Raw genomic sequence first — 24668 nt, forward strand, 5'->3', positions numbered from 1 at the left:
TGGTGGTTTTGGGTCTTGCGGTGGAGGGGCACCCATGTTGATTTCAGTACAGGCACTGCGCGCCATCGCAGCCTGGGCGGTGGTCTGCCACCATTTCATGCAGATTTTCTTCGACTTCCAGGCCCGTGGGCCGGTGGGCCAGGCGTTTATCGACAAAGGCGCCGTGGGCGTCGATATCTTCTTCGTCATCAGCGGCCTGGTGATCTTCCTGTCCACCGAGGGCAAAGCGCTGCCGCCGGTGCGGTTTCTGCTGTACCGACTGTTTCGGATCGTCCCGGCGTACTGGCTGTACACGGTGCTGATGGCGCTGGTGGTCGTGTTCGCACAGCCTGTTTTGCCGGATCAGTCGGTCGACTGGTCGCATTTCCTGCTGTCGCTGTTGTTCATTCCTACAGAGAATCCCGGCGGCTACGGGATTTATCCGACCCTCAACGTCGGCTGGACCCTCAACTACGAGATGCTGTTCTACCTGCTGTTTGGCTGGGCACTGCTGTTCCGCTTGCACTTCAGGTTATTGATCGTCGCGGCGTTGCTGTTCGCGGTGTGCCAGGCCTGGACCGGTTATGGCTGGGTCAGCGAGTTTTACCGTTCGGACATCGTTTACGAGTTCCTGCTGGGGATCGCCATCGGCATGCTTTACCGCCGAGGCTGGATCAAACCGGGGTTGTGGCTACCGCTGCTGGGGATTGGCGGCGCGTTGCTGGCCATTTATCACTGGTCGCCGGCGCCACGTTTCCTGGCCTGGGGCTTGCCGAGTGCGGTGCTGGTGATGGCGTGCATTTCGCTGGAGCGCTATGTCGAGAACAATCGGGTGTTCAAACTGCTCGGCAATTGTTCCTACTCGGTGTACCTGATGCATGTGCTGGTGCTGTCTGCCGGTGGATTTGTCGCACAGCGTTATGGCGTGAATCCCTACGTGATGTTCGCCGTTTGCGCGGCGACTATCGGTCTAGCGTCCTGGGCAAGTTACGAATTTGTAGAAAAACGCAGCTATCAGTGGCTTAAAGCCCGGATTGACGGTGAAACGGCGGCTTAACCGGCGACGGCTCTTTCCCGACAAAAATACTAGGACTTTGTACGGCGCGATGATTGGCGTAAACTGCGCCCAAGCCTGCGAGGAGTTTCCATGACCGCTATTACCATCACCGACGCCGCCCACGATTATCTGGCTGATCTGCTCTCCAAGCAGAACACCCCGGGTATCGGCATCCGCGTCTTTATTACCCAGCCTGGCACCCAGTACGCCGAAACCTGCATTGCTTACTGCAAGCCGGGCGAAGAGAAACCTGAAGACACCGCGCTGGGGCTTAAAAGCTTCACCGCTTACATCGATTCGTTCAGCGAAGCTTTCCTGGACGACGCGGTAGTCGACTACGCCACCGACCGCATGGGCGGCCAGCTGACGATCAAGGCGCCAAACGCCAAAGTCCCGATGGTCAACGCCGACAGCCCGGTCAACGAGCGCATTAATTACTACCTGCAAACCGAGATCAACCCGGGGCTGGCCAGCCACGGCGGTCAGGTCAGCCTGATCGATGTGGTCGAGGACGGCATCGCCGTACTGAAGTTCGGCGGCGGTTGCCAGGGCTGCGGCCAGGCCGACGTCACCCTTCGCGAAGGCATCGAGCGCACCTTGCTCGAGCGCATTCCCGAGCTCAAGGGTGTACGCGATGTGACTGACCACACGCAGAAAGAAAATGCCTACTACTGAGTAAGGTGTTCGCTGCAAACATAGAAAACGGCGCCCCGTGAGCGCCGTTTTTTTATGGGTGATCGATTATCTGTGGCGAGGGGGCTTTGTGGCGAGGGGATTTATCCCCGTTCGGCGGCGAAGCCGTCGCTAAACCTGCTTGCTATGAATGCCTGAAAGAATGCAGGGGGCCGCGTCGCAGCCCAACGGGGATAAATCCCCTCGCCACAGGAAGCCCCCTTATCACAGGGTTGGGCGTGACTCAGGGCCTGTAGAGATGCGCATGCCCCGCGCGATACAGCGATGACTCGCTGAACTGATCACTCCCCAACACCCGACCCACCAGAATCAACGCCGTGCGCCGAAACCCCTTGGCCGCAACCTTTTCGGCAATGTCCGCAATCGTCCCCATCACCCAATCCTGATCCGGCCAGGTCGCCCGGTGGATCACCGCAATCGGGCAGTCCGCGCCGTAATGCGGCAGCAATTCGGCAAGGATTTTCTCCAGATGCTGCACGCCCAAATGAATCGCCATAGTCGCCCCATGCTGCGCCAGACTGCCCAGCTCTTCACCGGCCGGCATCACGGTTTTGTCGGCATAACGGGTCAGAATCACGCTCTGGGAAATGTCGGGCAACGTCAGTTCAGCCCCCAACAACGCCGCACACGCGGCAGTCGCTGTTACCCCGGGAATGATTTCAAACGCAATCCCGAGTTCTCGCAGATAACGAATCTGCTCACCAATCGCCCCGTACAAACTAGGATCACCGGAATGCACCCGCGCCACGTCCTGGCCGTTGGCATGGGCGGTTGTGATCAGTTCGATGATCTGCTCCAGGTGCAATTCGGCGCTGTTGACCACCTGTTCGGCGCAATGGCCTTCCAGTACGGCGGCGGGCACTAAAGAGCCGGCATAGATGATTACCGGGCAACTGCGAATCAGCCGTTGGCCTTTGACGGTGATCAGTTCCGGGTCGCCGGGACCTGCGCCAATGAAGTAGACGGTCATCGTCCATTCCTTTGAAAAAAGAGTCTGTCAGAAAAAGGGCTTGGGCAAGGCTTCAGATGAAGATTGCTCATGATCGAAGGCAGGGAATATCCGGGATCTTACGCAACGCAGGCCAATGCCAGAGTGGCCTGGGCATATTTTTGTCGCGAGATCAGTAGTTTTGCCGGTGCCTGGGCCAACTGTTCGACCAGGGCCAGGGCAGCACTTTCCGCCACGCCGTAGCAGCCGGTGCGTTCGAACGCGATGTCTGAATGATGGCTGAGTTGCGGTTTGTAACCTTGCAGTTGCTCGCTGCTGAAATACATCAGCGGCAATGCGAGTTGCGCGGCCAACTCGATCAGGCCAGGTTCATCACGCTTCAGGTCGATGCTGGCCAGGGCGTTGATCTGGTGAAGTTCGATTTTATGCGCCTGTAATGCCTGATCGAGCAACGCCCGCAGCGTACTGGCGGGGCAGCCGCGCTGGCAGCCCAGGCCGACGACTAAAGTCGGCGCTGTGCCGGTATCAATCATGCGTGGTATTGGCCATCGCTTTTGCGGCGGAACAACCAGGCGCTGATCAGGCCCAGGGCCAGCCAGAACGCGACGTTGGTCAGCTGCGAAGCGATTTTGAACTGTGTTTCCAGGGCTTCCGGAGCCAGCATCGAGTGCACTTCCGGTTGCGGTGCGCCGATCACATGCGGAACGGCGAGAATCGCCACGCCGAGGATCTTCATCAGCCAGTGACGGCTGAACACGATCAGCGCGATGCCGACAGCCGTGGAGGCGGCCGTGCCGATCCACCAGAGTTGCCGTTGCGCCAGATCTGCCGCCGCAGTGCCCGGCAGTTCAGGCGGCAAGCCGAGGGTTGGCGCCAACACGAAGGTCGCGTAACCGGCCAGGCCCCAAAGCAAGCCCTGCGAGGTTTTGGTCGGTGCACGCAGGGTGTAGAGACCGGCGAGCATCAGGGCAAAACCAACGGCAACGACGAGGTTGCCGCCCGTGGTCGACAGCACGCGCTGCCAGCCGTCTTCCGGTTCCCAGGCTTCGGCGTCGTGAGTGTGAGCGGCGACACCGGCGGCGTGTTCGTGAACTTCAACCGCGGCCGGCTCGGATTTTTCGTAGGTTTCGGCCTGCAAAATCAGCGGAGACACCCAGAAGCTTTGCAGCAGGGTCAGCAACAGGGCAGCCAGCAGCCCGGTGAAACCTGCGGTTTGCGCAATACGCTTGATCATGTCGGCAGGTCTCAATGGCACGGGAAGGCGGAGCTGTGACGGGTATCGTGCGCAGCGTTGTGGACCGCTTCGATGTGCGAGAAGCCGGCAAAATACACAAGGCACGCGCCAAGGATCGATGCGCAAACGGCAGCGGTCAGGCGTTGAGTCAGGGTCGTGGTGGTGCTGGCCGTTGTGTGGCGAGTGCTGCTGATGATCGACATGGCGCTTCCCTCTGGTCTGTCAGCGGGTGAATAGAGCGCATGGAAGACCCCTGCGAGTCGGACACGCAAAGGTTCAAACAGCGCCCGCCCACCGCGGGTTTGTCATTCAGTGATCGTAGTGGTCACTTTGTGTTGCGGGCCGGTCTCCGGGCTCACGAGGGGCCAAGGCTTGCGCCTGAACCTGCAAGCATCACCTTCCCATGCCGAACTGCTGGCACAGTGGATTTGACGCTTCGCTCGCTTACCGTTGCGGGGGCAGCACCGGACTGACATGGCCTTGAGTAAAGCACATGATTCACCGGTTTCCCGTTTCACCCTGTGAAGGGCACCCGTAACAAGGCGTGTAGGAGAGCATGGGCGGGGGTTTGGCGTCAATTGGCAGGGGTTCTCATCTTGGAATTGAGTCGAGAACCTGTGGCGAGGGGATTTATCTGTGGCGAGGGGGCTTGCCCCCGTTGGGTTGCGAAGCGACCCCCTGCATTCTTTCAGGCATAGCCCGCAAGCAGGTTTTGCGACGGCTTCGCCGCCGAACGGGGGCAAGCCCCCTCGCCACAGGGAATCACGAGTGCCTCACGGACATTGACCCGCCCCGACGCGATGCGTAGCCTTGCGCTTTCGAGGTTCTTCGGCATTTGCCGAAGCTAAGAAGGGAACGCGGTCGATGCCGCGGCTGCCCCCGCAACTGTGAACGGTGATGTTCGCTGCCACGCCACTGCAAGCCCTGTCCAACGGGTTCGCGGGAAGGCGCAGCGAATGCCAGGCCAACTGCCCGGCACACCGTCAGCCAGGAGACCTGCCTCGACACAGATTCTCACTACAACCGGGCGGGGTGATCCGGTGGCGAACTCTTCCGCGCGCGTCCGTCGCTGCGATTGTCGTCCCGTATGCCCGCCACCTAGCCAAAGGGCATCCGATGAAAACACTGGCCAAACTCCCCGTCACCATCGTTACCGGCTTCCTCGGCTCGGGCAAAACCACCCTGCTGCGGCACATGCTCGACAACGCTCAGGGCCGCCGCATCGCGGTGATCGTCAACGAGTTTGGCGAGCTGGGCATCGACGGCGAAATCCTCAAACAGTGCTCCATCGGTTGCACTGAAGAAGAAGCCAACGGCCGCGTCTATGAACTGGCCAACGGCTGCCTGTGCTGCACCGTCCAGGAAGAATTCTTCCCGGTGATGCGCGAACTTGTCGCCCGTCGCGGCGACCTCGACCACATCCTCATCGAAACCTCCGGCCTGGCGCTGCCAAAACCACTGGTTCAAGCCTTCCAGTGGCCGGAAATCCGCAGCGCCTGCACCGTTGACGCGGTCATCACCGTGGTCGACAGCCCAGCGGTCGCCGCTGGCACCTTCGCCGCGTTCCCGGACCAGGTCGATGCCCAGCGCAAACTCGACCCGAACCTGGACCACGAATCGCCGTTGCACGAGCTGTTCGCCGACCAACTGGCCAGCGCCGACCTAGTGATCCTCAACAAGGCCGATCTGATCAGCCCTGAAGACCTGGCCCGCGTACGCCTGGAAGTCGCTGAAGAGCTGCCGCCGGCAGTAAAAGTCATCGAAGCCAGCAGCGGTCGTGTGCCACTGGACGTGCTGATCGGCCTCGGTGCCGGTTCCGAAGAACACATCGACAGCCGTCACAGCCATCACGATCACCACCACGAAGGTGAGGACGATCACGATCACGACGCTTTCGATTCGATCTCCATCGAGCTGCCGCAAGCTGACGAAAGCCTGCTGCTGGACGCGCTGACCCAATTGGTGGTTCAGCACGGCATCCTGCGGGTCAAAGGTTTCGCGGCGATCCCGAACAAACCGATGCGCCTGCTGATCCAGGGCGTGGGCACGCGTTTCGACAAGCATTTCGACCGTCAGTGGGGCGCCGACGAAGCGCGCGCCACGCGCCTGGTATTGATCGGCCAGGAACTGGACGGAATTCTAATCGAAGCGCAATTGCGCGCCGCGCTCAGCGCTTAAGCCATGCACCTGCTCAGGACCCAGCCCGGCGGTTTCGTGTCGGATGACAACATTGCCGACCTTGGACAAACCCCCGCCGAGCTGGTGATCCTGTGCAGCGGCGACTCAAGCCTGGCGCTGCTCGCCGAAGCGGCGCAGCAGTTGCCGGATGATTACCCCAGCGTGCGGCTGGCCAACCCGATGCAGGTGCAGAATCATGCGTCGGTCGACCTGTATGTCGACGAAGTGCTGCGCCACGCCAAGGTAATTCTGATTTCGCTGCACGGCGGCATTGCCTATTGGCGTTACGGTGTCGAGCGTCTGGTGGAACTGTCCCAACGCGGCGTGCAGCTGATTCTGGTGCCCGGCGATGATCGCCCGGACCCGGAACTCAGCGACCTCAGCACCGTGTCTGCCGGCGACCGCGACCGCCTCTGGCAGTTTTTGCGTCAGGGTGGCATGGCCAATGCCCTGGATTTTTTCCGTTGCCTGGCCAATCGCTGGCTGGATCGCGATTACGTGTGGGCCGAGCCGCAAACCCTGCCGCGCACGGCGATTTACCACCCGCACAAAAGCCCCGCAGATCTTCACGATTGGCAAGCCGACTGGCAGGCCGGTCAACCGGTGGCGGCCGTGCTGTTTTACCGCTCGCACTTGCAGGCGGCGAACACCGCATTCATCGATGTTTTCTGCCAGCGTTTGCAGGCAGCGGGCTTGAATCCGTTGCCGATTGCGCTGGCCAGTTTGAAAGAGCCCGGCTGCCTGACGGTGGTCGAGGACCTGCTGGATGAAGTCGAGGCGGGGGTGATTCTCAACACTACCGGCTTTGCCCAATCCAGCCCCGAAGCGCCGCATCTACGACCGTTTCGCCGCAACATCCCAGTAATCCAGGCGATCTGCGCCCAGGACAACGAGCCGGGCTGGCGTGCCAGTGAACAGGGCCTCGGCCCGCGTGATCTGGCGATGCACATCGCCTTGCCGGAACTGGACGGCCGGATCATCAGCCGGCCGATCAGCTTCAAGGACCTGGCGTGGCGCAGCGAGCGCAGTCAGTCGGACGTGGTGTGCTATCGGGCGCAACCGGAACGCATGGATTTCGTCGCCGAACTGGCGCGGCGCTGGATCGATCTGGCCCGGGTGCCAAATCGCGAAAAACGCATCGCGCTGATCCTCGCCAACTACCCGACCCGCGACGGACGGATCGGCAATGGCGTTGGCCTCGACACCCCGGCCGCCGCGCTGAACATCCTGCGTGCGCTGCACACCGAAGGTTATCCGCTGCCCGCCGAATTGCCGGAGAGCGGCACTGCGTTGATCCAGCAATTGCTCGGCGGCGTCAGCAACGACCTCGACACCATCGACCAGCGTCCCTGCCAGCAAAGCCTGGCGATGGACGACTATCGGGCGATGTTCAACACATTGCCCGAGGCCAATCAGCAAGCCGTGCTGGAGCGCTGGGGCACGCCCGACAGCGATCCGATGTGCCGTGACGGACGCATGATGATCGCCGGGCTGCGTTTTGGCCTGACCTTTGTCGGCATTCAACCGGCGCGGGGTTATCAGGTTGATCCGAGCGCGGTGTATCACGACCCGGATCTGGTGCCGCCCCACGGTTATCTGGCGTTCTACTTCTGGCTGCGCAATACCTATGGCGCTCACGGCGTGATCCACGTCGGCAAGCACGGCAACCTCGAATGGTTGCCGGGCAAAGGTGTCGGGCTGTCGGAAAACTGCTGGCCGGACGCGCTGCTCGGGCCGCTGCCGAATATCTATCCATTTATCGTCAACGACCCGGGCGAGGGCGCCCAGGCCAAGCGCCGCACCCAGGCGGTGATCATCGATCACCTGATGCCGCCGCTGACCCGCGCCGAAACCTACGGCCCGCTGCGCAACCTTGAGTTGCTGGCCGACGAGTATTACGAAGCACAATTGCTCGATCCGCGCCGCGCCCGGGAGTTGCAGCGCGACATTCTGCAACTGGTGCGCGAGACGCACATCGACCGTGAGCTGCAACTGGACGAAAAGCTCAACAGCGATGCCGATGCGGCGATCTGGTTGCCACGGCTGGACACGTACCTGTGCGACTTGAAAGAGTCGCAGATTCGCGATGGCCTGCACATCTTTGGCGAGTCGCCGACCGGGCGCTTGCGTATCGATACGTTGTTGGCGCTGTTGCGCATTCCCCGTGGCGATGGTCGTGGGGCGCAGTCGAGTTTGTTGCGGGCGTTGGCGAAGGCGTTTGAGTTGGGGTTTGATCCGCTGGATTGTGCGTTGGCCGAGCCGTGGACCGGGCCTCGGCCCGTTGAGCTGTTGAGCGTTACTGATGAAGTGTGGCGCACGGCTGGCGATACCCGCGAACGGCTGGAGCTTTTCGCCGCCCAGATGATCTCGCTGACACTGAACCCATCTCAAGCCAACCACAATCCCTGTGGGAGCGGGCTTGCCCGCGAAGGCGGTGTATCTGACAACTCATTGTCGCCTGACACTACGCTTTCGCGGGCAAGCCCGCTCCCACAGGGTTCTATGTGGACTGAAGTTAGCGCCATCCTTGAGAGCCTGCTTGAAGTCGTCGCCCCGCGTCTGGACGCCTGCGGCCCCGCAGAAATGCGCGGCCTGCTCGACGCCTTGAGCGGCCGTTTTGTCCCGTCCGGCCCCAGCGGTGCACCGAGTCGCGGTCGTCTGGACGTGCTGCCGACCGGGCGCAATTTCTACTCGGTGGACGTGCGCAACCTGCCGACCACCACGGCGTGGCGGATCGGTTTCCAGTCGGCGAACCTGATTCTCGAACGGTACTTGCAGGACCATGGCGATCACCTGCGCCAGCTCGGGCTTTCCGTCTGGGGCACCGCGACCATGCGTACCGGCGGTGACGACATCGCCCAGGCCATGGCGCTGATGGGTGTGCGCCCGGTCTGGGCTACCGGCAGTCAACGGGTCGACGACTTTGAAATTCTGCCGCTGAGCTTGCTCGACCGTCCGCGTGTGGACGTGACCTTGCGGGTTTCCGGATTCTTCCGTGATGCGTTTGCCAACCTGATCCGCCTGTTCGACGCCGCCGTGCAAGCGGTCGCCGCGCTCGACGAACCGGACGACTTAAACCCGTTGGCCGCCAAGGTGCGTGCCGAACGTGAAGCATTGATGCAATCGGGTCTCGATGAAGACGCGGCCGGGTGTCAGGCCGGTTGGCGGATTTTCGGTGCCAAACCCGGTGCTTATGGCGCCGGCGTGCAGGGCGCCATCGACGGTCGTCTGTGGCAAAGTCGCGAGGACCTGGCCGAGGTTTACCTGAACTGGGGCGGCTACGCTTACGGCGGGTCCGATGAAGGCACCGCCGCCCGCGAACAATTCGCCCAGCGCCTGAGCCAGGTTCAGGCCGTGCTGCAAAACCAGGACAATCGCGAGCATGACTTGCTCGATTCCAACGACTATTACCAGTTCCAGGGCGGCATGCTCGCCGCGGTGGAAAGCCTCAGCGGCGAAGCGGCGGCCAGTTACCATGGCGATCACAGTCAGCCGGACTTGCCAAAGATCCGCACCTTGAAGGAAGAGCTGAACCGGGTGATCCGCTCCCGGGCGGCCAATCCGAAGTGGATCGACGGGGTGAAGCGTCACGGCTATAAAGGCGCGTTCGAACTGGCGGCGACGGTGGATAATCTGTTCGCGTTCGACGCCACGACGCAACTGATCGACGATCATCAATATGCGTTGCTGGCGGATGCGTATTTGCTCGATCCGGCAACCCGGGATTTTGTCCGTGAGCATAATCCCCATGCGCTGCGCGACATGACCGAGCGGATGCTCGAGGCGCAGCAGCGGGGGATGTGGCAGGAACCGGGCGCGTATCGCGAGGCACTGGAAAATCTCTTGCTGGATATAGAAGAAGACAGCTAATGCGCCGCAAAACCCTGTAGGAGCGAGGCTTGCCCGCGAAGAGGCCTTCACATTCAATATTGATATCGACTGGATAGACGCCTTCGCGGGCAAGCCTCGCTCCTACAGGTACAAGGTGTGCCTGCTACCGACCATGACCGAGATATAAAAATGACCGACACCCCGCATTTCCCGCTCTCCGCCGTGGTCGGCGCCGACGATCTGAAGCTCGCCCTCTACCTGACCGCCATCGACCCGAAAATCGGCGGCGTGCTGATTGAAGGCCCGCGCGGCATGGCCAAATCGACCCTCGCCCGAGGTCTGGCGGACTTGCTGGCCAGCGGTCAATTCGTCACCTTGCCCCTCGGCGCCACCGAAGAACGACTGGTCGGAACCCTCGATCTCGACGCCGCCCTGAGCGAAGGCCGCGCACAATTTTCCCCCGGTGTATTGGCCAAGGCCGACGGCGGTGTGCTTTACGTCGATGAAGTCAATCTGCTGCCCGATCACCTCGTCGATCTGTTGCTCGACGTGGCCGCCAGCGGCACCAACCTGATCGAGCGCGACGGCATTTCCCACCGGCATTCGGCGAAGTTCGTATTGATCGGCACCATGAACCCGGAAGAAGGCGAACTACGGCCGCAACTGCTCGACCGTTTTGGCCTGAACGTCGCCCTCAGTGGCCATACCGCACCGGCCGAACGTGGCCAGATCATCCGCCGGCGTCTGGATTTCGACAGTGACCCCCAGCGGTTTTGCGCCGAATGGGAAGGTCAGCAGCAGTCGCTCCGTGAACGCTGCCAGAAGGCGCGCAGCCTGTTGGCGAGTATTCCCCTGGATGATGAAGCTCTGGCACAGATTACCGAGCGTTGTTTCGCCGCCGGTGTCGATGGTCTGCGCGCCGATCTGGTCTGGTTGCGCGCGGCCCGTGCTCACGCCGCATGGCGAGGGGCGAGCACCATCGCCGAGGAAGATATCGACGCCGTGGCCGAGTTCGCCCTGCGTCATCGTCGTCGCGAGCAATCGCCATCGGCGCCACAACACAACCAGTCGCCTTCGGCTCAACCTTCCAGCCTGAGCGAAGGCCAGGGCCAGTGGGGCGAAATGCCCGCCCAGGCGTTGCCTGTCGGTGCCAGGCGTGAAGTGCCGAGCTGGCCAAAAAAGCCCTAGGCATTCGCCCTCGATCTGACGCGGGGGCGAATGCCAGACCCCGCGCAGGACGGCTGGATAACGGTAAACAGGGCAAGCGTCACGCCGCGCGCAGCGGCTCGATCAACTGGCCCGGCACCTTGCTCAATGGTCGCCCTCGTCAGCACAAAGATGTGCTGTTCCATCTGCGTACCCGATCCCCTCATGAACTGTGGCTAGTGATCGTCGACGCGTCAGCCTCGACCCGTCGTCATCAGGCGTTGAGCGATGCCAAGGGTTTGCTCGCGCAAGTGTTCGACGACGCGTATCGACAGCGCGCGCGTCTGGCGTTATTGACTGCGAGTGGCCATGCGCCGAAGTGGCAGGTGCAAGGCTTGAAAGCGACAGCAGGGTTGTGTGGCTGGCTCGATAACCTGGGCGCGGGCGGCGGCACGCCGTTGTTGGCGGCGTTGGGCGAAGCGGGGCGCTGGCTGGCGGCACGGCAAAAACGCTTTCCCGCGGAACAGCAAAGGTTGTTGCTGCTGACCGATGGGCGATTGAAGGAATGGCCGGGGTTACCGGTGCTGGATTGCCCAGGGTTATTGATTGATATCGAACGCGGGCCGATTCGGCTAGGTCGGGCCAGACAGATGGCGGCAGAGCTGCAAGCAGATTATCGGCATATTGATGAGCTGATTTCAGGCTGAGATCTGTGTTGTTTGCAACGGCCCCATCGCGAGCAGGCTTCACCTCGATTCCGGATAATCATGCAATTCGAGATCGCTGCCCTATGCTCTGAGGGCCATTCGATCAAAGGAATGAATCATGCGCGTACTTGCCGTTAACCCTCAGAACGATTTCCGCGTCAAAGCCTATGCCGGCACCAACGGCGTGCTGTTGGCCATGGATCTGGCCGAACCCCGTCGAAAAGGCCTGCTGGGTTTTGCCATCGAAAAGCAGCAGGGCAACAAACCCTGGCTGTTTTTGTTCAATAGCCTGACGTTCCCGGGCAAGTCCCATACCTTTCCGCAATTCCACGCCACCCCGAGCAATATCGCGCCGTTACAGAAATTCCGCTGGGCCGATTACGCGGTCAATCCGGGGCTGACGATTCAATACCGGGTCTATCTGGCCTACGGCAGCGCCGATACGCCGCAACTGGGTGAGTTCCTGGAGGTGACGGTCACTTCCGACGATGGCCACCCCGGCAACCAAAGTGTCAATTTCAACCGCGCCGTGGCTGCCAGCCAGGCGTTCCAGCGCAAGTTTCCCGAACTCGACGCACTCCTCAGCGGCAAAGACAGATTGCCCATCGAAGCCTGGCCCGATGCCCCGCGCCAATGGCTGGAGAATGGTTTGCTCGGGCGTTTGCTGGGTTTTATCGAGCGTGCCGTCGATGGCCAGTGGGCCCTGGATATCGCCATCTACGAATACCAGTTACCGGTGATTGTCGAGGCGGTGAACGCGGCGTACGAGCGCGGCGTGGAGGTTCGCGTCCTCTATCACGCGCAACCGGACGAAGACACCACCGCCATGAACGAGGCGAGTCTGGAAAAGATCCCGGCGGCGAACAAGCGCGGACGCGTCACCCACAGCATTTTCCACAACAAGTTCATGGTTCTGAGCCGGCTCGACGGCGCGGGTCTGCGCCAGCCTGAGGCCGTGCTCTGCGGCAGCACCAACTTCACCCCCAACGGCATTTACCGCCAGGCCAACGTGGTGCATGTGCTGGACGATCGTCTGCTTGGCGCGAGTTACCTGCAAACGTTCGAACAGGTCTGGAACACACCGGCAGATGTCGGCGCCACGCGGCGATGGCTCACGCAACACAACCCGATGGACCGGACCCAAACGTTGTTCGCCGGATTTTCACCGCGCTCGGGTGAGGGTGACTTGCATGAGTTCGCCGACATCATCAACGGGGCAAAAAAAGACCTGCTGTTCGTCACCGCGTTCACCTTGCCCGACGCCATCCTCAACGCCTTGCTCGGCCAGCCCCACGACGACATCCTGCGCTACGGCCTGCAAAACTCCGCAAGCAAAATCACCGGATTCCACGCCGACCGCACCGCTGAATTCACCACGGTTGCGCTGCTCAATACCGGCCTGGAAGGTTGGCTCCTGGAAAGCAAGGAAGGTCAGAAGGGCAACCTGCTGGTGCACACCAAAGCTATCGTGACCGATTTCACCACCGATACGCCGACGATCATCAGCGGCAGTCATAACCTCAGTGCGGCGGCCAGTCGCAGCAATGACGAGAACTACCTGATCATTCGCGGCGATACCGATTTGGCGGATCGTTATGGGCTGGAATTGCTGCGGTTCTATGAGCATTACCGGTTTCGCTATTACGCGAAAAAACTGGCGCTCAAGCAGGTCCAGCCGTTGGCGGCGGGTGACAGCTGGACTGATGATTATTATGTCGAGGGGAATTTGCGTCAGTTGTCGAGGTTGCGGTTTTCCGGGCAGTAATCGTTGGCCTTACTGGCCCCATCGTCGGAACGCCGCCCGGAGCAGGCTCGCTCCCACATTGGATCTCCTTATGACGAAGATCCCTGTGGGAGCTAGCCTGCTAGCGATGGGGGCGACACAGTTTCAGCGGGTCAGCGAAACAAATTCGTGCGCGCCAACTCAATCACCTCATCCCCACGCCCACTCATCACCGCTTTAAGCATGTACAAACTGAACCCTTTGGCCTGTTCCAGCTTGATCGTCGGTGGCATCGCCAGTTCCTGAGTCGCCGTCACCACGTCCACCAGCACGGGCCCGTCATGCGCCAGCGCCCGGCGCAGGGCCGGTTCCAGCGCCTCGGATTCCTCGATACGAATCCCCAGAATCCCCATGGCATTGGCCATCGCCGCGAAGTCCGGATTGTGCAGGTCTGTGCCGGTATCCAGCAGCCCGCTGGATTTCATTTCCATGGCCACGAACCCGAGCGAGGCATTGTCGTAGACGATGATTTTTACCGGCAGCTTCAGTTGCGCCAGCGAGATGAAATCCCCCATCAACATGCTGAAACCGCCATCGCCGGACAGCGAAATCACCTGCCGCCCAGGAAACGCCGCTTGCGCGCCAATGGCCTGGGGCATCGCGTTCGCCATGGAGCCGTGATTGAACGAGCCAAGCAGACGGCGCTTGCCATTCATTTTCAGATAACGCGCAGCCCAGACCGTTGGCGTGCCCACATCGGCGGTGAAGATCGCATCGTCATCGGCCAGTTCACTGAGCAGGCGGGTGAGGTATTGCGGATGAATCGGCCGCCCCGGCGCCGAAGGTTGAGCCAGGTCATCAAGCCCCTGACGCGCCTTTTGGTAGTGCTTGAGGGAGGACTCGAGAAAGCTCCGATCACCACAATAAGGCAGGCGCGGCAGCAACGCGGCGAGGGTTTCGCCAACATCGGCGGCGATGCCCAAATCCAGCGTGGTGCGTCGTCCGAGGGCTTGCGGGTCGTGGTCGATCTGGATGATGGTGGCGTCGGTGGGGTAGAACTGGCGATAGGGAAAGTCAGTCCCGAGCATCACCAGCGTGTCGCAGTTGAGCATCGCATGGTAACCAGAACTAAAGCCGATCAGCCCGGTCATGCCGACGTCGAACGGATTGTCCCACTCCACGTGCTCCTTGCCGCGCAACGCATGCACCACCGGCGCACCGAGGGCGTCGGCCAACGCCACCACCTGATCGTGGGCGCCCGCGCAGCCGGCGCCACACATCAGCGTCACGGCTTTGCTTTGACTCAGCAATTCGACCAGCCGATCCAGGTCGTGAGGCGCGGGCAGGGTGCGGGGTTTTGCAAGCGCCGGCCAGGGTTTGAGGTTGTCTTCGACCTCGTGCAGCGCCACGTCGCCGGGAATCACCACCACCGCGACGCCGCGATTGAGGATGGCACTGCGCATCGCCCGGTGCAGCACCTGGGGCATTTGCGCCGGGTTGCTCACTAGCTCGACAAAGTGGCTGCATTCCTTGAACAGTTCCTGCGGGTGGGTTTCCTGAAAGTAATTCAGGCCCACTTCCGAGGACGGAATCTGCGCGGCGATGGCCAACACCGGCACATGGTTTTTGTGGCAATCGAACAGCCCGTTGATCAAGTGCAGATTGCCCGGCCCGCAACTGCCGGCGCACACCGCCAGTTCCCCGGTGACCGCCGCTTCGGCGCCAGCGGCGAACGCGGCGACTTCCTCGTGGCGCACGTGCATCCACTCGATGCTGTCCATGGTGCGCAGGGCCTCGGTCAGGCCGTTGAGGCTGTCGCCCGTCAGGCCCCAGATGCGTTTCACGCCGGCCTGTTCAAGGGTGGTTGCCAGTTGCTGGGCAATGGTGATTTTCGCCATGGGGTGCTCCAGTGATTGATGAATTGTCCTCGGGGTTAAAAGAGGACAACGCTGGGGCAACCATGACTCACCTGAATGTTCGATTACTTGACCATCGCCTGCCGGTACTGGCGCGTACGCCGGGCGATGTACAGTTGATCGAGAATCAACGCCCAGATCGCCGAAACCTGTGGCCGGGTCTTGCGCCCGCGGCTCAGGCGATGCAGCTGGAACTTCACCACGGCCATGCTCGCCAGGGCGGCCAGCGGTTTGCGTTTCCAGCGGATCGGCGGCAATTGCGGGTGACTGTTCTGGCCTTCGCGCCAGCGTTTGACCAGCTGCGGCTCGATGGCCAGCGCCGTGCCGATACCGGCCATGGAGATGCCGCTGTCGAGCACTTGTTCGACGATGGCCAGACGACGGATCCCGCCTGTCACCATCACCGGCATGTTCGCAACGCTGGCCAGTTCGCCGGCCATTTCCAGGAAGTACGCCTCCCGCGCCAAAGTCCTGCCGTCCCGTGCTTCGCCTTGCATGGCCGGTGCTTCGTAGCTGCCACCGGAGAGTTCCAGCAAATCCAGCTGTTGGTCGTTGAGCCACTGGATCACTTGCCGGGCGTCGTCGGCGTCGAAGCCGCCGCGCTGGAAGTCTGCCGAGTTGAGTTTTACCGCCACGCAAAACTGTGGCGACACGGCTTGGCGAACCGCGCTGACCACTGCCAACAACAGACGGGCGCGATTCTCCAGCGAGCCCCCCCAACGGTCAGTGCGGCGATTGGTCAAGGGCGAGAGGAACTGGCTGATCAGGTAGCCGTGCGCCGCATGAATCTGCACGCCCGTGAAACCGGCTTTTTCCGCCAGGGCCGCGCTGGTGGCGAAGCGTTGGATGACCTCGGCAATATCGCTTTCCGACATCGGCTTGGGTACGGCAAACATCTTGGAAAAAGAGCCCAGATCCAGCGCCACGGCCGACGGTGCCCAGGCTTGCTGGTCGAGGTTGGCCATGGTCTGGCGGCCGGGATGATTGAGCTGCATCCAGAAATGTGCGCCACCGGACCGGCCGATGGTCGCCCACTGACGGAACTGCTCAAGATGTCGTTCGTCTTCCAGCACGACGCCCGCGGGGCCGGTCATGGCGCGGCGATCGATCATCACGTTGCCGGTCAGCAACAGGCCCGTTTCGCCCTCGGCCCAAGCCTGATACAGCTGAAACAGCGCGCTGGACGGCGCTTGCCCGGTATCCGCGAGGTTCTCTTCCATCGCCGCTTTGGCGATGCGATTGGCGAGGGTCTGGCCGTTGGGCAACTTCAGCGTTTGGAAGGGCGACATGCTTGACTCCTCATCAGTAAAGCGTAGAGGCTAAGCTTAAAGTTAACTTTAATGTCAAGCAGCCAAGCGAGGCCGTGATGAAGATTGGTGAATTGGCGCAATTGAGCGGGTTGAACCCGTCGCGCATTCGGTTTTACGAGGCTCAGGGCTTGATCCAGCAGGTGGAGCGTCTGGCCAACGGCTATCGGCGTTACCCGCAACAAGTCTTGCAAACCCTGAAGATCATCCAGTGCGCCCAGCAGGCCGGATTCAGTCTTGAAGAGCTGAAGTTGTTGTTGCCGGACACGGTGACAGGCGAGTTCAAGCACGATGAACTGGTGGCCGGTTTAGGACGCAAAGTCGAACAGATCGAAGCGATGCAACTGCACCTAGCGCAGAGCAAGGCGCAGTTGCTGGGGTTGATCGAAAACATTCAGGCACGGCCCGAAGGGATGGCCTGTGGTGAGAATGCCGAGCGGGTACTGGCGTCGCTCAAGCATTAGTTCTGACCGAGACAGTTTTCGCCAAAGGCCTGGTAACGCAAGACGTGGGTGGTGCCCGCGGTATCAATATAGGTCATCTCCCGAGGGAGGGGGCCGCAACCATCGCTGCTGGTCATGTTGAGCACTTTGGCAATATGGAGCGGCGTCGAATACTTATAGTCCTCGACTTTCGGCGTGCTGGAATTATCGACGGAAGCGGCCGCTGCAACACCGCTCAGACTGATCAAAAACAGGGCGGACAGAATGCGTTTCATGATAGGGCTCTCGTAATGGCTACTGAACGATTTCAGTGGCAGTACGACGAGCCCCGTTGGGGTTTATTCCAGGCTCAGGGAAAAACTTTTCTGCGCGGGGATCGGATTGCGCATCAGCGTGCCGACCACCAGCGCCCCCAGCAAGGCCAGCAAACCGGCGACGATAAGCAGCAGACTGAAGCCGCCGACGAATGCCTGGCGCGCCAACGGTTCGACCAGTGGGCGTGCGGTTTCCGGTAGCAGGTTCATCGCCGCGGTCATGTCACCGGCGACCACCCGCGAGGCAATGCCCTGGGTCTGGCCAAGCCATTGCTCGCCCTTAGTCGACAGGCTGGTGCGCAACAGCAGTTCGGTATGGCTGGACAGCAATGCACCGAAGACGCCGATGGCCAGTACGATTGCGCTGAAACGCATGGTGGTGCTCATGCCCGAGGCCATGCCGGTGCGCTCGCGGGGTACGCAGGCCATGATGTTTTTCTGCGTGTCGCCATTGAGCAAACCGGCCCCGGCGCCCGTTACGGCAATGGCCAATGCGAACGGCAGGTAACCGCCGCTGCTGACGGCCCAGGCGCTGAGCAGGTTGCCGCTGCCGACCAGCGTCAATCCCGCTGCCATCAGCGTTGCAGGGGCAAATCGATGGGCCAGTCGCGCGCCAATTCGCGGGCAAATCAACATGGTCGCCGCAAACGGCAACATCCCCAGCCCCGAGGCGATGGCTGAGAAGTCCAAGCCGTTTTGCAGGTAGAACGGCAGCAACGTCATCATCACCTGGGCGCAACCGGCATAGGCAAACATGCCGAGCAGGGCGCCGATGAAACGCGGATGCTTGAACAATTGCAGATCGACCATCGGCCGCTGCTGCATCCGCTCAATCAGCACAAACAACCCCAACAGCAGTGCGCCACCGATAAGCCTGGCGTAGGTGAGCGGGTTGCTCCAGCCGATCCGGTTGGCTTCGATCAAGCCCCAGATCAGGCACAGCAAGCTCGCACTGAACGCCAGGCTGCCCCAGGGATCGAGCCGCGCAGACTGAGTGTTCCTCGATTCCGGCACGGCGCGCCAGACCATGTACATCAGGAACAACCCGACCGGCAGGTTGAGGTAGAAGATCCAGCGCCAGCCGACAGACTCGGTGATCAGCCCGCCGACCGTCGGCGCGGCGGTCATTGCCACGCCCATGCACGCGCCCCAGAACGCCCAGGCCTTGGCCCGTTCGACTTCATCGTGGAAGGTGTGGCCAATGGCGGCCAGGGCAGAGGTCAGCAACAATGCCGCGCCGACACCCTTGATCGCCCGCGCGATATCGAGGAACAACGCAGTGGGCGCCGCGCCGCAACCGATGGAGGCAAGGATGAAAATGCCCAGGCCACAGAGCATGGTTTTCTGCCGGCCAAAGCGATCGGCGATGCTGCCAGCGGGCAGCAACAAAGCCGCGAACGCCAGCATGTACGCGCTGACTACCCATTCGATGTCGGCAAAATTCGCGCCCAGGTCCCGCGCGATGGTCGGCAGGGTGACGGCGACGATGTTGGTGTCGAGCACGATCAGCGAGCACACACCGGAGGCGGTCAGTAAGGTAAGACGCGGACTGACCCGGCTCATTGTGTGATTGCCTTTTGGGCAAGAGCGTTGGCCGCAGCGGTGACAAGAGGTTTGACGTACATGACATTGGCTCTCTACTGTGATTGGTAATGAGCTTATCGCGATCGATTACGGGCTTCGTTAGCCCGGTATCGGGATTTCATTACCTTTGAGCTAATGCGCCCATGGACATACGGCATTTCCGCTACTTTCTGGCTGTTGCCCGGCAAGGCAACTTCACCCGCGCCGCTGAACAGCTCGGTATAGCACCGCCAACCTTGACTCGACAGATCCAGGACATGGAGAACGAACTCGGCACGCGCCTGTTCGTGCGCCAGACACGTGAGGTCAGCCTGACCGAGGCCGGTGCCGCGTTAATGATCGAGGCCGAGGCGACGGTGCGGCAATTCGAGTACGCCCAGCACAATGCCAAGCGGGCCGGACGCGGGGATATCGGTCATATCGAACTCGGCTACGTGGCGTCGGCGGTGTACTCGGGGTTGTTGCAAAAACAGGTGCAGGCCTTCAGTCGCGAGTGTCCGGACGTCAGCTTCAATGTTCGGGAAAGCCCCATGTTGTCGTTGCCGGCCATGGTGGTCGAGGGGCGATTCGATATTGGTTATGTCCGCTCACCCATGACCCTGCCCGATGGCCTGGAGGCCATTCGCCTGGATGCAGAAGGCTTTGTGCTGGCGCTGTCCACCGAGTCCTGGTTGTGTCGTTTGCCGGAGATCAGTCCGGAGCATCTGCAAAACGAGACGTTCATCCTGCCGGAGCAAATCAGCGGCACATTGCAAGTCGCCGCCGAGGGCGGATTTGCGCCGAAACTGGGTGCGCAGCCGGGCGGCCTGGTGGCGGTGATTGCGCTGGTTTCGTTGGGGCAGGGCGTGGCGGTGGTGCCGGAGTCGGTGGTCGGGCATGTCGGTTTGCCTGGCGTGGTTTACCGGACCGTCAAAGGTTGCGAGGCGACGTCGTGGCTGTCGTTGATTCATCGGCGGTTCGAGAAGTCGGCCGCGGTGGTCAGGTACATTGAGCAGGTCAAAAAGCGCTGATTACAGATTTTGTAATGATTTCCAACTGTAGGAAATGCCGCTTTGGCCTGTACGCTCCAAGGCCTTTTTCCTTTCAGGACTTGCATGAACACCCTCTTGGAGCCTCCCGGTTATCCTTTCTCCTCGCGCTACCACGCGGTCTTGATGCACGCGAAACATCCGGTTTTCCGACTTCCGATTCCCCTTGTCACTTCACCGCCACGGCCTCTGCGCCGCGCCTTGCCGTGCCCGGCTTTCTGAATTCACTGAAGATTGAGACGTTTTTATGGAATGGATAGCTGACCCCACCGCATGGCTGGGCCTGTTGACTCTAATTGTGCTGGAGTTGGTGCTGGGCATCGACAACCTGGTGTTTATCGCCATCCTTGCTGACAAGCTGCCGCCCGAGCAACGTGACCGTGCGCGGCTCATCGGTTTGTCCCTGGCGTTGCTGATGCGCCTGGGCCTGCTGGCGAGTATTTCGTGGCTGGTGACCCTGACTCAGCCGTTGTTCGAGGTGTTCGACAAGAGCTTCTCCGGCCGCGACTTGATCATGCTGTTCGGTGGTGTGTTCTTGTTGTTCAAGGCCACCATGGAATTGCACGAGCGACTCGAAGGCCATGTCGGCCAGCGCGCTTCGAATTCGACCTATGCGATGTTCTGGCCGATCGTGGCGCAGATTGTGGTGCTCGATGCGGTGTTCTCCCTCGATGCGGTGATTACCGCGGTGGGCATGGTCGATGAGCTGGCGGTGATGATGATCGCGGTGATTATTTCCATCGGCCTGATGATCGTCGCCAGCAAGCCGCTGACCCGTTTCGTCAATGAACACCCGACGGTGATCATGCTCTGTCTGGGCTTTCTGATGATGATCGGCTTCGCGCTGACCGCTGAAGGCTTGGGATTCCACATTCCGAAGGGCTACCTGTACGCGGCCATTGGTTTCTCGATCCTGATCGAGGTCTTCAACCAGATTGCCCGGGCTCGCCGTAAAAAATCGATGCAGGGCCTGCGACCGATGCGTGAGCGCACGGCCCACGCCGTGTTGCGTTTGCTCGGTGGCCGCTCGCTGGCGGTGGAGGAGGTTGGCGAAGAAATTGCCGACCTGCTGGAGAACGGTGAAGCGCCGAGCACAGGTCTGTTCAACCGTCGCGAACGGGTGATGATCAGTGGTGTGCTGCAACTCGCCGAGCGACCGATCCGCACCTTGATGACCGTGCGCGCCGATGTCGATCACATCGACCTGTCCGACGATGCCGAAGCCATTCGTACGCGCCTGATGAATTCGTCCTACTCACGGCTGCCGCTGATTCGCGATGGCGCGGTGGATGAGCCGCTGGGCTTCGTGCACAAGAAGGAATTGCTCAAGGAATACCTGGCCGGCAACCAGCCCGGTCTTGAGTGTCTGGCGCGCAAAACCATCAACTTGCTGGACAGTTACTCGATCCTCAATGCCTTGGAGCAGATGCGCAAAGCCTCGACTCACATTGCGTTTGTGGTCAACGAGTTCGGTGACTTTGTCGGTGTCTTGACCATGACTGACATTCTCGAGTCGATCGCCGGCGAGTTGCCGGATGCCAGCGAAATCGAGGGCCCGGATGTGGTCGAGGAGAGCGGTGGGTTCATGGTCAGCGGCGCGTTGAACCTGGCACGGGTGCGACAGCGGACCGGGTTTTCGGCGGAGCCTACCGACGACTATCAGACCCTGGCAGGGCTGGTGGTGAGCCTGCTGGATCGCCTGCCGATGATCGGTGACAGCCATGAGTGGGAAGGCTGGCGACTCACCGTGGCAGCGGTTGAGGAGCGTCGGGTGACGCGGGTGTTGCTGGAGCGTGCGGTTTAGCCCGTTCCCGCGCGTGGGATCGATCATTGCTCAAACCCCGATCAACGTGCGCGCCCGAGGAACAGTGCACAGTCTGCGCAAGGTCTGGCGTAACCACCTCAGATCGTGAACCGGTTTACGGGTCACCGTTGCCGGTTTCACCTTGCCGATGTGCCTGGCGAAGTCTTCCTGCAAGGTTTGTTCTGTGCCGATGCCCTTAAGCTTCTTCACCAATTTCCCGTTCAGATAAAACAGCACGGTTGGGGTGCCGGTGACGCACGGGTGCCGAGGAGATTCGCTGGTGTTCAGCATGTAGATGTGCGCGTGATGCCTATAAGCCTCAGCGATTTGGCGAAAGATCGGTCCGGCCGATTCGCAAGCGGGGCAGTGTTGATTGCCGAAGTACCAGATCACCGGGCGCCAGGTTTTCAGGGCTTTGCGGTAGACCGGAGCCAGCGTCGGTTGAGTGGTTGTCGAGCGCATTGAACCCTCCTTTTTCACTGTGCATTGAGAGTCTGTCGACGGTAAAGGAACGGAGGCGGGCGGGTCTACTGTCAGAAATTACAGGTAGATTTTCCTACGGTTATCAGGAACTGACTTACCGGGTTGTAGGATCAGCCCGACAGCAATCACGGAAAGCCAGAAAGGCGTAACGTGATACTTTTTTCCTTCCGTCAATGAAGGCGGTCATGGACTGGGAAAAGGTGGCTAAAACAATGAGTGAGAACCTGGAACGCAAGATAGATCCGCGCCGCAATGATCCGGCTTTCTATTGTGTTCCCGCCAAAGAATACGAAACCCTGATGAATCGCCTGGAGGATCTGGAGTTGCTTCCCCTTTGCAAAGAAAGGGAAGACGACCCAACCATTAAGGTTTCGATTGATGACTTATGAACTGGAGTTTTCTGAACAAGCCTGGAAAGAAAATGCGCTTTGCCGAAGCCCATTTGCCTCTGCCTTTTCGATGACAAACCGCACCGAATTAACTCGTCAAATGCCCCAACTGTGAACCACGTACCCGCACGTTGTAGCCAACGGTAGCGGATCTCGCTGTGCGCGTTACGTAACATCGATTTTGTTTTTTTACCCATCTATTTGATTCAAAACACTTTTCAATCTCCCCTACATTCCCCCCACAACCTGTGGCACACTTTCTGCTGTCTATTCCGTTGTTACATACCAACGTCCGGTATAGCGGAATAAACATCACCCTGGAGTGCTTGCCATGCATCGCCGACCTTCCTTGTTTAAAGCGTGTGTTTTATTTGTCGCAGCTTCCGCTGCTGCCATGGGCGTGGCCCAGGCGGCGGACGGCAAACTCGATAGCGTGCTGGCCCGCGGGAAACTGATTGTGGGCACGGGCAGTACCAATGCGCCGTGGCACTTCCAGGGAGCGGATGGCAAGTTGCAGGGGTTTGATATCGATATCGGGCGAATGATCGCCAAGGGATTGTTCAACGACCCGACCAAGGTCGAGTACGTGGTGCAGTCGTCCGATGCGCGGATTCCCAACCTGCTGACCGACAAAGTCGACATCAGTTGCCAGTTCATCACCGTGACCGCCAGCCGTGCCCAGCAAGTGGCGTTCACCCTGCCGTACTACCGCGAAGGTGTCGGTCTGCTGCTGCCGGCCAACAGCAAGTACAAGGAAATCGAAGACCTCAAGGCGGCCAACGACAGCGTGACCGTGGCGGTGCTGCAGAACGTATACGCCGAAGAGCTGGTGCATCAAGCCTTGCCCAAAGCCAAGGTCGATCAGTACGACAGCGTTGATTTGATGTATCAGGCAGTCAACTCCGGCCGTGCCGACGCCGCGGCGACCGATCAGTCGTCGGTGAAATACCTGATGGTGCAAAACCCTGGCCGCTATCGCAGCCCGGCCTACGCCTGGAGCCCTCAGACCTACGCCTGCGCCGTCAAACGCGGCGATCAGGACTGGCTGAACTTCGTCAACACCACCTTGCATGAAGCCATGACCGGCGTTGAGTTCCCGACTTACGCGGCGTCCTTCAAGCAGTGGTTCGGCGTTGACCTGCCTACCCCAGCCATCGGTTTCCCTGTCGAATTCAAATGATCCCGTGAGAGCGGGGCGGTGATGAATCGCCCCGTTCAAGGTACTGCTGACCATGAACTATCAGTTGAACTTTGCCGCCGTGTGGCGCGATTTCGACACCTTGCTGGCGGGGCTCGGTCTGGGCCTTGAGCTGGCGCTGGTGTCGATCGCCATCGGTTGCGTGATCGGCCTGATGATGGCGTTTGCTTTGCTGTCAAAGCACCGCGCGCTTCGGGTGATGGCGTCGGTGTATGTGACGGTGATCCGCAATACGCCGATTCTGGTGTTGATTCTGTTGATCTACTTCGCCTTGCCGGGCCTGGGGATCCGTCTGGACAAGATCCCATCGTTCATCATCACCCTGTCGCTGTATGCCGGGGCGTACCTGACCGAAGTGTTCCGTGGCGGCTTATTGAGCATTCCCAAGGGCCAGCGCGAAGCCGGCTTGGCCATCGGGCTCGGCGAGTGGCAGGTCAAGGCCTACGTCACCGTGCCGGTGATGCTGCGCAATGTGCTGCCGGCCCTGTCGAACAACTTCATTTCGCTGTTCAAGGACACCTCGCTGGCCGCCGCGATTGCGGTGCCGGAGCTGACCTATTACGCGCGCAAGATCAATGTCGAGAGCTACCGGGTGATTGAAACCTGGCTGGTGACCACAGCGCTCTATGTGGCGGCCTGTTACCTCATTGCCATGATGCTGCGTTACCTTGAGCAGCGTCTGGCGATCCGCCGATAGGAGGCCCA

General features: G+C 60.7%; 23 protein-coding genes and 2 riboswitches. Of the genes, 14 read left to right on the forward strand and 9 right to left on the reverse strand.

Annotated features, from left to right (window positions below; genetic code table 11):
- Window positions 1-34 precede the first annotated feature (34 nt).
- Together ACYZT6_RS11290 and nfuA are read left to right on the forward strand one after the other, a co-directional pair.
- Window positions 35-1036, forward strand: a complete 1002-nt coding sequence (locus ACYZT6_RS11290) for an acyltransferase family protein (protein ID WP_462026952.1) — start codon at window positions 35-37, stop codon at window positions 1034-1036.
- 90 nt (window positions 1037-1126) lie between these two features.
- Window positions 1127-1711, forward strand: a complete 585-nt coding sequence (nfuA, locus tag ACYZT6_RS11295; protein WP_007898222.1) for a Fe-S biogenesis protein NfuA — start codon at window positions 1127-1129, stop codon at window positions 1709-1711.
- A 241-nt stretch (window positions 1712-1952) separates the two neighbouring features.
- Here nfuA and cobM read toward each other — a convergent pair whose 3' ends face one another.
- From cobM to ACYZT6_RS11315, 4 genes are all read right to left on the reverse strand, one after another.
- The gene (gene cobM, locus ACYZT6_RS11300) at window positions 1953-2699 is read right to left on the reverse strand and encodes a precorrin-4 C(11)-methyltransferase (RefSeq protein WP_462026953.1); all 747 of its coding nucleotides are present in this window, start codon (window positions 2697-2699) and stop codon (window positions 1953-1955) included.
- 98 nt (window positions 2700-2797) lie between these two features.
- On the reverse strand, window positions 2798-3211 hold the full coding sequence (locus ACYZT6_RS11305) for a cobalamin biosynthesis protein (protein ID WP_462026954.1): 414 nt from the start codon (window positions 3209-3211) through the stop codon (window positions 2798-2800).
- Window positions 3208-3912 carry a CbtA family protein gene (locus ACYZT6_RS11310; protein WP_462026955.1) on the reverse strand — a complete coding sequence of 235 codons (705 nt, stop codon included), beginning with the start codon at window positions 3910-3912 and terminating at the stop codon, window positions 3208-3210. The genes ACYZT6_RS11305 and ACYZT6_RS11310 overlap by 4 nt, the downstream gene beginning before the upstream one ends.
- A gap of 11 nt (window positions 3913-3923) precedes the next feature.
- A complete protein-coding gene (locus ACYZT6_RS11315; RefSeq protein ID WP_462026956.1) occupies window positions 3924-4115 on the reverse strand; it encodes a CbtB domain-containing protein in 192 nt (63 codons plus the stop codon).
- Between the two features lie 120 nt (window positions 4116-4235).
- Window positions 4236-4463: riboswitch (cobalamin riboswitch) on the reverse strand.
- A gap of 253 nt (window positions 4464-4716) precedes the next feature.
- A riboswitch (cobalamin riboswitch) is annotated at window positions 4717-4930 on the forward strand.
- 98 nt (window positions 4931-5028) lie between these two features.
- On the opposite strand from ACYZT6_RS11315, the gene cobW reads away from it, so the two are divergent.
- From cobW to ACYZT6_RS11340, 5 genes are all read left to right on the forward strand, one after another.
- Entirely contained in the window at window positions 5029-6090 is a 1062-nt protein-coding gene (cobW, locus tag ACYZT6_RS11320; RefSeq protein ID WP_131061542.1) for a cobalamin biosynthesis protein CobW, read from the forward strand.
- A gap of 3 nt (window positions 6091-6093) precedes the next feature.
- Window positions 6094-9960 (forward strand): cobaltochelatase subunit CobN, encoded by a 3867-nt coding sequence (gene cobN, locus ACYZT6_RS11325; protein WP_462026957.1) that lies wholly within the window; start codon window positions 6094-6096, stop codon window positions 9958-9960.
- Between the two features lie 150 nt (window positions 9961-10110).
- Window positions 10111-11109 carry an ATP-binding protein gene (locus ACYZT6_RS11330; RefSeq protein WP_462026958.1) on the forward strand — a complete coding sequence of 333 codons (999 nt, stop codon included), beginning with the start codon at window positions 10111-10113 and terminating at the stop codon, window positions 11107-11109.
- A gap of 53 nt (window positions 11110-11162) precedes the next feature.
- Window positions 11163-11774, forward strand: coding sequence for a vWA domain-containing protein (locus ACYZT6_RS11335; RefSeq protein WP_462029937.1), 612 nt, complete (start codon window positions 11163-11165; stop codon window positions 11772-11774).
- A gap of 118 nt (window positions 11775-11892) precedes the next feature.
- Window positions 11893-13539 (forward strand): phospholipase D-like domain-containing protein, encoded by a 1647-nt coding sequence (locus tag ACYZT6_RS11340; protein ID WP_462026959.1) that lies wholly within the window; start codon window positions 11893-11895, stop codon window positions 13537-13539.
- Window positions 13540-13670: 131 nt separating this feature from the next.
- Here the strand turns inward: ACYZT6_RS11340 and poxB are convergent, their stop codons facing one another.
- A complete protein-coding gene (poxB, locus tag ACYZT6_RS11345; protein ID WP_462026960.1) occupies window positions 13671-15395 on the reverse strand; it encodes a ubiquinone-dependent pyruvate dehydrogenase in 1725 nt (574 codons plus the stop codon).
- Window positions 15396-15478: 83 nt separating this feature from the next.
- A complete protein-coding gene (locus ACYZT6_RS11350; protein ID WP_462026961.1) occupies window positions 15479-16702 on the reverse strand; it encodes an NADH:flavin oxidoreductase/NADH oxidase family protein in 1224 nt (407 codons plus the stop codon).
- A 77-nt stretch (window positions 16703-16779) separates the two neighbouring features.
- Here ACYZT6_RS11350 and ACYZT6_RS11355 point away from each other — a divergent pair, with 77 nt between their 5' ends.
- Window positions 16780-17184, forward strand: a complete 405-nt coding sequence (locus ACYZT6_RS11355; protein WP_462026962.1) for a MerR family transcriptional regulator — start codon at window positions 16780-16782, stop codon at window positions 17182-17184.
- Here ACYZT6_RS11355 and ACYZT6_RS11360 read toward each other — a convergent pair.
- Both ACYZT6_RS11360 and ACYZT6_RS11365 read right to left on the reverse strand, forming a co-directional pair.
- Window positions 17181-17438 carry a DUF2790 domain-containing protein gene (locus ACYZT6_RS11360; protein ID WP_109632065.1) on the reverse strand — a complete coding sequence of 86 codons (258 nt, stop codon included), beginning with the start codon at window positions 17436-17438 and terminating at the stop codon, window positions 17181-17183. The two genes, ACYZT6_RS11355 and ACYZT6_RS11360, sit on opposite strands and share 4 nt — an antisense overlap.
- 63 nt (window positions 17439-17501) lie before the next feature.
- The gene (locus tag ACYZT6_RS11365; protein WP_462026963.1) at window positions 17502-19040 is read right to left on the reverse strand and encodes an MFS transporter; all 1539 of its coding nucleotides are present in this window, start codon (window positions 19038-19040) and stop codon (window positions 17502-17504) included.
- A 164-nt stretch (window positions 19041-19204) separates the two neighbouring features.
- On the opposite strand from ACYZT6_RS11365, the gene ACYZT6_RS11370 reads away from it, so the two are divergent.
- Both ACYZT6_RS11370 and ACYZT6_RS11375 read left to right on the forward strand, forming a co-directional pair.
- On the forward strand, window positions 19205-20071 hold the full coding sequence (locus tag ACYZT6_RS11370) for a LysR family transcriptional regulator (RefSeq protein ID WP_462026964.1): 867 nt from the start codon (window positions 19205-19207) through the stop codon (window positions 20069-20071).
- 265 nt (window positions 20072-20336) lie between these two features.
- Window positions 20337-21893 (forward strand): TerC family protein, encoded by a 1557-nt coding sequence (locus ACYZT6_RS11375; protein ID WP_462026965.1) that lies wholly within the window; start codon window positions 20337-20339, stop codon window positions 21891-21893.
- Between the two features lie 30 nt (window positions 21894-21923).
- Here ACYZT6_RS11375 and ACYZT6_RS11380 read toward each other — a convergent pair whose 3' ends face one another.
- The gene (locus tag ACYZT6_RS11380) at window positions 21924-22355 is read right to left on the reverse strand and encodes a thioredoxin family protein (protein WP_462026966.1); all 432 of its coding nucleotides are present in this window, start codon (window positions 22353-22355) and stop codon (window positions 21924-21926) included.
- Window positions 22356-22561: 206 nt separating this feature from the next.
- On the opposite strand from ACYZT6_RS11380, the gene ACYZT6_RS11385 reads away from it, so the two are divergent.
- The 4 genes from ACYZT6_RS11385 (at window position 22562) to ACYZT6_RS11400 (ending at window position 24660) form a co-directional block, all read left to right on the forward strand.
- Window positions 22562-22765 carry a hypothetical protein gene (locus ACYZT6_RS11385; protein WP_462030038.1) on the forward strand — a complete coding sequence of 68 codons (204 nt, stop codon included), beginning with the start codon at window positions 22562-22564 and terminating at the stop codon, window positions 22763-22765.
- A complete protein-coding gene (locus ACYZT6_RS11390) occupies window positions 22755-22880 on the forward strand; it encodes a hypothetical protein (protein ID WP_462026967.1) in 126 nt (41 codons plus the stop codon). Before ACYZT6_RS11385 ends, ACYZT6_RS11390 begins: the two co-directional genes overlap by 11 nt.
- A 216-nt stretch (window positions 22881-23096) precedes the next feature.
- A complete protein-coding gene (locus ACYZT6_RS11395; protein WP_462026968.1) occupies window positions 23097-23945 on the forward strand; it encodes a transporter substrate-binding domain-containing protein in 849 nt (282 codons plus the stop codon).
- A gap of 52 nt (window positions 23946-23997) precedes the next feature.
- Window positions 23998-24660, forward strand: coding sequence for an amino acid ABC transporter permease (locus ACYZT6_RS11400; protein WP_462026969.1), 663 nt, complete (start codon window positions 23998-24000; stop codon window positions 24658-24660).
- The last annotated feature ends 8 nt before the right edge of the window (window positions 24661-24668 follow it).

This window comes from Pseudomonas sp. RT6P73 (assembly GCF_054897715.1).